This window comes from Actinomadura geliboluensis, assembly GCF_005889745.1.
In the GTDB taxonomy this organism is placed as follows: Bacteria; Actinomycetota; Actinomycetes; order Streptosporangiales; family Streptosporangiaceae; genus Spirillospora; species Spirillospora geliboluensis.
In genome coordinates, this window is sequence record NZ_VCKZ01000477.1 from 1 (window position 1) to 6,541 (window position 6,541).

A 6,541-nucleotide genomic window follows, 5' to 3' on the forward strand; every position below is an offset into this window, starting at 1 on the left:
CCCGTGGTCGGAAGAGTCAGAAGTGTATAAGAGACAGCTGTCCCACGCGAGAGGTTATCCGCCGCCGGGTCAGCGTCAAATCCCGACAAAGCTGCCGATTGCGTAACGATGGGGTCTCCGCCCCGAGCGGCGTGCCTGCCGCGTCGCGGGGCGCTGCGAGGAGCCGAGGCGGAGGCGGCGGAGGCGGTGGACGCACCGGCGGGCGCCCCCGCCGCCGGCGGCCTGACGGGGCGCGCCCCCGCCAGCGACGCCCGGATCGCCAGCGCCCGCGCCGCGACGCGCCCCGCGTCCGGCGGACGGTCCAGCGGGTCCTTCGCCAGCATCTCCATGACCAGCTCGCGGGCGGCGTACGGCACCCGGGCCGGCAGCTCCGCGGGCGCGTCCCGGACGTGCTTGAGCGCCACCTCCACCGGCGTCGAGCCGTCGAACGGCGGCGCGCCCGTCAGGCACTCGTAGGCCACCACGCCCAGCGAGTACAGGTCGGCCTTCGGCGACAGCTCCTTGCCCTGCGCCTGCTCCGGCGAGATGTAGTGCGCCGTCCCCATGACCATCCCGGTCTGGGTCTGCGACGCCGCCGCCAGCCGCCGCGCGATCCCGAAGTCGGTGATCTTCACGGTGCCGTCCGGGGACACCATCAGGTTCGCCGGCTTGACGTCCCGGTGCACGATCCCGGCGTCGTGCGCCACCGTCAGCGCCCGTCCCGCCTGCACCACCAGGTCCAGGACGGCCTCCAGCGGCAGCCCGCCGTCGCGGGCCAGGATCTCGTCGAGCGGCTCGCCCGACACCAGCTCCATCACCAGGAACGTCCGGCCGCCGTGCTCCCCGAAGTCGAACGCCCGCGCGATCCCCGGATGCCGCAGCTCCGCCGCGAACCGCGCCTCCGACTCGAACCGGGTGCGCGCCCGCACGTCCGAACCGAGCTCCAGCCGCAGCAGCTTCACCGCGACCTGCAGGCCCGTCACCGCGTCCGACGCGCGCCAGACCTCGCCCATCCCGCCGATGGCCAGCCGCTCCAGCAGCCGGTACCGGTCGCTCAGGACGAGGCCCGGGCTCACTTCTGCAGGACCTTGGCCATGATCGCGGCGGCGATCGGGCCCGCGTTCTCGGCACCCGAGCCCGGCGCCTCGGTCATCACGGCGAACGCGTAGCGCGGGTCCTTCATCGGGCTGAACCCGACGAACCAGTTGGCGTTCGGGTTGCCCGGACCCTGCTCCGCCGTACCGGTCTTGCCGGCGATCCGCCTGCCCGCCAGGTTCTTCGCGGTGCCCTCGGTGACCACCGCGCGCATCATGTCCTCGAGCTGCCCGGCCTGGTCGCCGGTCATCGCCTTCCCGAACTCCTTCGGGGACGCGCCGTACAGCTGGCTCTGGTCCTTGGCGCGGACGGTCTGCACCACGTACGGGTTCATGATCTTGCCGCCGTTGGCGACAGCGGCGGCGACCATCGCCATCTGCAGCGGCGTCGCGCGCACGTTCTCCTGGCCGATGCCGGACCGGGCCGTCCCGTCCGCGCCGGTCGGGGTCTTCTTGCCGCTGGCGTCCGTGAACGCCACCGGGACGTCGCTCTCGGCCGTGTAGAAGTCGGGCTCCAGCTCCACCCGCTTGCCGAACCCGAACTTCGTGGCGCCGTCGTGCAGCCCCTGGATGCCCATGTCCAGCGCCATCTTGCCGAACGTCGTGTTGCAGGACTCGGCGAACGCGCCGCGCAGCGAGGCCGCGCCGCCGCAGCTGCCGCTGTCGTGCGAGTTCGGCAGCGGCTGCCCCGACTCCGGCAGGATCAGCTGGCCGGTGTTGACGGTCGACGAGCTGTTGATGCCGAGCTTCTGCATCGCCAGCGCCGCCACCAGCGTCTTGAACGACGAACCGGGCGGGAACGTCTGGCTGAGCGCGTTGTCGACCAGGGGCTTGATGACGCCCTCGCCCTTGTCGAGCTGCTCCAGCCGCTTGCCGCCCGTCAGCCCGGTCTGCGGGGCCACCTCGTTCGGGTCGAACGACGGCCACGACGCGGCCACCTTCACCGCGCCCGTCTTCACGTCGATCACCACGGCGCCGCCGCGGCGGCCCTGCTGCGTCCGCGCCTTCAGCTGCGCGTACGCGGTGCGCTGCGCCCCCGGGTCGATCGTCAGCTCGACGTTCGCGCCCTCGGCCTTCTTCCCGATGAACATGTCGAACCAGCGCTGCTGCGTGATCCGCTTGTCCTTGCCGCCGAGCAGCGAGTTGTAGGCCCGCTCGACCTGCGTGGCGCCGCCGTTGAAGTACCCGGTGACCGGCGCGAAGACCGGCCCGTCCTTGTAGGACCGGCCGTACTTCGGGTTGTCCTTCCCGGTCTCCTTGGAGATCACCAGCACCTCGCCGCCCGCGGAGATCTCGCCGCGCGGCGCGTTGAACACGTCCGCGTACTGCCGGCTGTTGCGGGCGTCGGTGCGCAGGTCCTCCGCCTGGCTGCCCTGGACGTAGTTGACCTGCGCCATCAGCCCGAAGAACAGCAGCATCGCGAAGATCGCCACCCGCCGAACCGGCTTGTCCATGTTCATAGGGGGGAAGTCACCTCGTGCTCACGATCTGGGTCATGCCCTCGTCCTGGATCGCCTGCGGGGCCGGCTTGCGCGCGTCATGGCTCATCCGCACCAGGATCGCGATCAGGATCCAGTTGGCCATCAGCGACGAACCGCCCTGCGACAGGAACGGCGTCGTGAGACCGGTCAGCGGGATGAGCCGGGTGACCCCGCCCACGATCACGAAGACCTGGAGGGCCAGCACGAACGACACACCGCCCGCGAACAGCTTCAGGAACGGGTCCCGCGCCGCCACGGCCGTCTTCATCCCGCGCTGCACGATCAACGCGTAGATCAGCAGGATCACCATCAGCCCGGTCAGCCCGAGCTCCTCGCCGAGCGAGTCGAAGATGAAGTCGCTGAACGACAGCGGCGTCCGCCACGGCTCGCCCTGGCCGAGCCCCGTGCCGAGCACGCCGCCCTGCCCCAGCGCGAACAGCCCCTTCATCAGCTGCGCGCTGTCGGAGTACTCGCCGCCGAGCTTCGCGCAGGCCGTGAAGCCCGGCGAGATCACGCCCTCGACGTCGTTCTGCTTGTAGATCTCGGTGTCGGGGTTGACGGGCACGACCTTGCCGCTCTCCAGCAGGCAGCCGCCGTCGAAGTACGGCTTCGGGTTCTGCCAGATGTCGATGCGCTGGTTCACGTGGCCCATGAACGGCAGCAGCGTCGCGACGAACACGCCCACGGCGAGCAGCCCGACACCGATCACCACCCAGGAGACCCGCTGCGTCGCGATGTAGAGCATCGACACGAACAGGCCGAAGAACAGCAGCGCGGTACCGAGGTCCTTCTGGAGGAACAGCACGCCCAGGCAGAAGAACCAGATCACCATGATCGGGCCGAGGTCGCGGCCCCGCGGCAGGCTGACCGGGCCGACCTTCTTGCCGATCAGCGACATCGCCTGCCGCTTGTTCACCAGGTAGCCGGCGAAGAACACGACCAGCAGCAGCTTCGCGAACTCGCCCGGCTGCACCGAGAACGGACCCAGATGGATCCACACCCGGGCGCCGTTGATCTCCGCGCCGATGCCCGGGACGATCGGCAGCAGCAGCAGGATCACGGCGGTGAGGCCGATCAGGTACGTGTAGCGCTGCGCCGTCTTCGGGGTGAACGACAGCGGCGCGTCCGGCTTCTCGGTGTCCCGCATGATCAGGACGGCGGCGACGAACAGCCCGATGCCGACGAACGTCCACATCAGCTGGCTGGGCGCGTCCGCGGCGTCCGGGAGGAGCTTCTTGCCGGCCAGCGCCGCGGCCTTGCGGTCGGCGCTGGTGTCCAGGTCGAGCCGGTAGATCATCGTCAGCCCGATGCCGTTCAGCGCGACCGCCAGCGGCAGCAGCAGCGGATCGGCGTACGGGGTGAACTTCGCCTGCACGAAGTAGGCGACGAGCGCCAGCACCGCGAGGCCGCCGCCGTACACGAACAGGCCCGCCGGGATGCTGCCGTCACGGGCCAGCCCGACCTCCGCGAACGCCGACAGCGTCATGACCATCGCGAAGATCAGCAGGGCCAGCGAGGCGGCGTTGCGCCGCTGGTACGGCAGCCGCGCCCGGATCTGCTCCCCGATCGACTGCATCTACGAGCTCCCTCCGCTGGAGGGGCAGTCCTTCGGCTTGCCCGCCGCGTTGTCGGTGCACTGGTCGCGCCGCTTCTCCAGCGCCTGCAGCGCGCTCTGCGCCGCGGCCCGGCCGATCACCGGCGGGGTGCCCTTGGTGATCTCCGTCGCGTCCGACCGGGGCAGCTCGCTCAGCAGGACCTCGCTGGTGACGATCTTCGTCTCCTGGCAGTTCTGCTGGCCCTTGCCCCGCACGATCGCGACCTTGCCGCCGGCCTGGACGAGCGTGTACTTGCAGACCACGTCGGTCAGCTTCTTCCAGTCCTTCGGGCCGTCCACGGTGTAGGTCGACCGGACCCGCTGCTGGATGTCCTCCGGCAGATCGCTCACCTGGATCTTCGGCTCCGGCTGCTTGGACGCCGGCCGCGACAGGTCGAGGCCCGGCACCTCCTGCGGCGTGCCCCGGTACAGGACGACGGTGTCGCCGGTCGCGCCGATGTAGTAGCCGTTCCGGACGTTCTGCAGCAGCACGAAACCGCCCGCCACCACGCCCACCACGACCACGCCCGCGACGACGATCAGCCACGTCCAGCGGCGGGCGCCGCCGCGCCGCGGCCGCTCCATCGGCGCCTGCTGGATCGTGCCCGGCGGGGGCGGGCCGCCCATCGGGTCGCCCATCGGCGCGGGCGCCGGCGGGGGAGGCCGCTCGTCCACCGCCACCGGCGGCTGCGGCCGCGTGTCGCGCAGCTGCGCCGCGCGGCCCGCCGGGGTGTCGGCCACCGTCGTGTTCGCGCCCGGGCCGCCGCCCGGCGGCTCCGGCGGCGACGCGTTCGCCGCCGCGCCCACCGCGTGGCCGGGGCCGCCCGTCGGGGGCTGGCGCTCCAGGTCCACCACGTCGGCGACGACGCAGGTGATGTTGTCGGGGCCGCCGCCCCGGTTCGCCAGGTCGATCAGCTGCCGGACGGCCTGCTCCGGGTCGTCCACGTCCGTCAGCACCTGGAAGATCGTCTCCGCCGTGACGACGCCCGACAGGCCGTCCGAGCACAGCAGGTACCGGTCGCCGACCACGGCCTCGCGCAGCGACAGGTCCGGATCGACCTCGCCGCGGCCGTCCAGCGCGCGCAGCAGCAGCGACCGCTGCGGGTGCGACGCCGCCTCGTCCGGGCTGATGCGGCCCTCGTCCACCAGCGACTGGACGAGCGTGTGGTCGTGCGTGATCTGGAACAGGCTGCCGTCGCGCAGCAGGTAGGCGCGGGAGTCCCCGATGTGCACCAGCGCGACCTGGTTGCCCGCCCACAGCATCGCCGTCAGCGTCGTCCCCATGCCCTGGAGGGCCGGGTCCGACTCGACGATGCGGTGCAGGTTGTCGTTCGCGGTCTTGACCGTGTGCTCGAGCGCGGCCAGCAGCTCCGTCGCCGGCAGGTTCTTGTCGAGCGCGCGCAGCGCCTCGATCGCCGCGGCGCTCGCGATCTCGCCGCCGACGTGCCCGCCCATGCCGTCGGCCACCGCCAGCAGGTGCGCGCCCGCGTACGCCGAGTCCTCGTTGCCCTCGCGCAGCATGCCGACGTCGGAGCGCGCGGCGTAGCGGATTCCCAGGGTCATTTGCGCAGCTCGATCACGGTCTTGCCGATACGGACCGGGACGCCGGGCGGCACCGGCATCGGCCGGCTCACCTTCGTGCGTCCGAGATACGTCCCATTGGTCGAGCCGAGATCTTCCACGATCCACTGACCGTCCTGCGCGAAAAGTCGGGCATGCCGGCTCGAAGCGTAGTCGTCGGTCACGACCAGAGTGGAGTCATTCGCCCGGCCGATGGTGATGGGCACCCCGGTGAGGTCGATGACCGTGCCGGCCCGCTCCCCCTGGACGACCACCAGCTTCGTCGGGGCGCCGTGCTGGGCGCTGCGCTGCTGCCGCGGCGGCTTCGGCGGCCGGGCGGACCTCGGGGGCTGGGACGGGCGTGCGGCCGCCTTCGACGCGGCCTTCGAGCCGAACAGGTCGGCCCTGATCACACCGACGGCCGCGATGACGAACAGCCACAGCACCGCGAGGAACGCCAGCTTGATCAGCGTGAGGGTGAATGGGGACATCGGAGTCGGGGTTACTCCCTATCGCGGCGGAACACAAGGGTTGTCCGGCCCATCGTCACCCGGGAGCCGTCCACCAGCGTGACCCGCCGGATCGGCTGCCCGTTCACGAACGAGCCGTTGGTCGACCCTAGATCCACGAGAGCGATTTCGGGACCTTCTACGCGGATCTCGGCATGGTGCCGGGACACGCCCGGATCGACGAGTCGCAGGTCGCAGTCCGTACCGCGACCCAGCAGAGTGACAGGCGTATTGATCTCATAGGTGCGCTGCGTCGTGTCCGAGCCCTCCACGGCCGTCGTCACCAGCAGCCGCGGATGCCCCCCGAAGACACCGCCCCGGCCG

General features: G+C 71.2%; 6 protein-coding genes. All 6 read right to left on the reverse strand.

Annotated features, from left to right (window positions below; genetic code table 11):
- A partial coding sequence (locus ETD96_RS47795; RefSeq protein WP_138641503.1) for a serine/threonine-protein kinase occupies positions 1-1,055 on the reverse strand: 1,055 nt, incomplete at its 3' end.
- Entirely contained in the window at positions 1,052-2,527 is a 1,476-nt protein-coding gene (locus ETD96_RS38930) for a penicillin-binding transpeptidase domain-containing protein (protein ID WP_240808541.1), read from the reverse strand. The genes ETD96_RS47795 and ETD96_RS38930, both read right to left, overlap by 4 nt.
- Positions 2,528-2,543: 16 nt before the next feature.
- Positions 2,544-4,130, reverse strand: a complete 1,587-nt coding sequence (locus ETD96_RS38935) for an FtsW/RodA/SpoVE family cell cycle protein (RefSeq protein WP_138641505.1) — start codon at positions 4,128-4,130, stop codon at positions 2,544-2,546.
- On the reverse strand, positions 4,131-5,711 hold the full coding sequence (locus tag ETD96_RS47800; protein WP_138641506.1) for a Stp1/IreP family PP2C-type Ser/Thr phosphatase: 1,581 nt from the start codon (positions 5,709-5,711) through the stop codon (positions 4,131-4,133). It lies immediately after the preceding gene.
- Positions 5,708-6,199 carry an FHA domain-containing protein FhaB/FipA gene (locus ETD96_RS38945; protein ID WP_138641507.1) on the reverse strand — a complete coding sequence of 164 codons (492 nt, stop codon included), beginning with the start codon at positions 6,197-6,199 and terminating at the stop codon, positions 5,708-5,710. Before ETD96_RS38945 ends, ETD96_RS47800 begins: the two co-directional genes overlap by 4 nt.
- 11 nt (positions 6,200-6,210) lie before the next feature.
- A partial coding sequence (locus tag ETD96_RS38950; protein WP_138641508.1) for an FHA domain-containing protein occupies positions 6,211-6,541 on the reverse strand: 331 nt, incomplete at its 5' end.

Excerpts from the sequence above, each read along its gene's own strand:
- ETD96_RS38945 (WP_138641507.1), bottom strand. The coding sequence starts at position 6,199 with ATGTCCCCATTCACCCTCACGCTGATCAAGCTGGCGTTCCTCGCGGTG.
- ETD96_RS38935 (WP_138641505.1), bottom strand. The coding sequence starts at position 4,130 with ATGCAGTCGATCGGGGAGCAGATCCGGGCGCGGCTGCCGTACCAGCGG.
- ETD96_RS38930 (WP_240808541.1), bottom strand. The coding sequence starts at position 2,527 with ATGGACAAGCCGGTTCGGCGGGTGGCGATCTTCGCGATGCTGCTGTTC.
- ETD96_RS47800 (WP_138641506.1), bottom strand. The coding sequence starts at position 5,711 with ATGACCCTGGGAATCCGCTACGCCGCGCGCTCCGACGTCGGCATGCTG.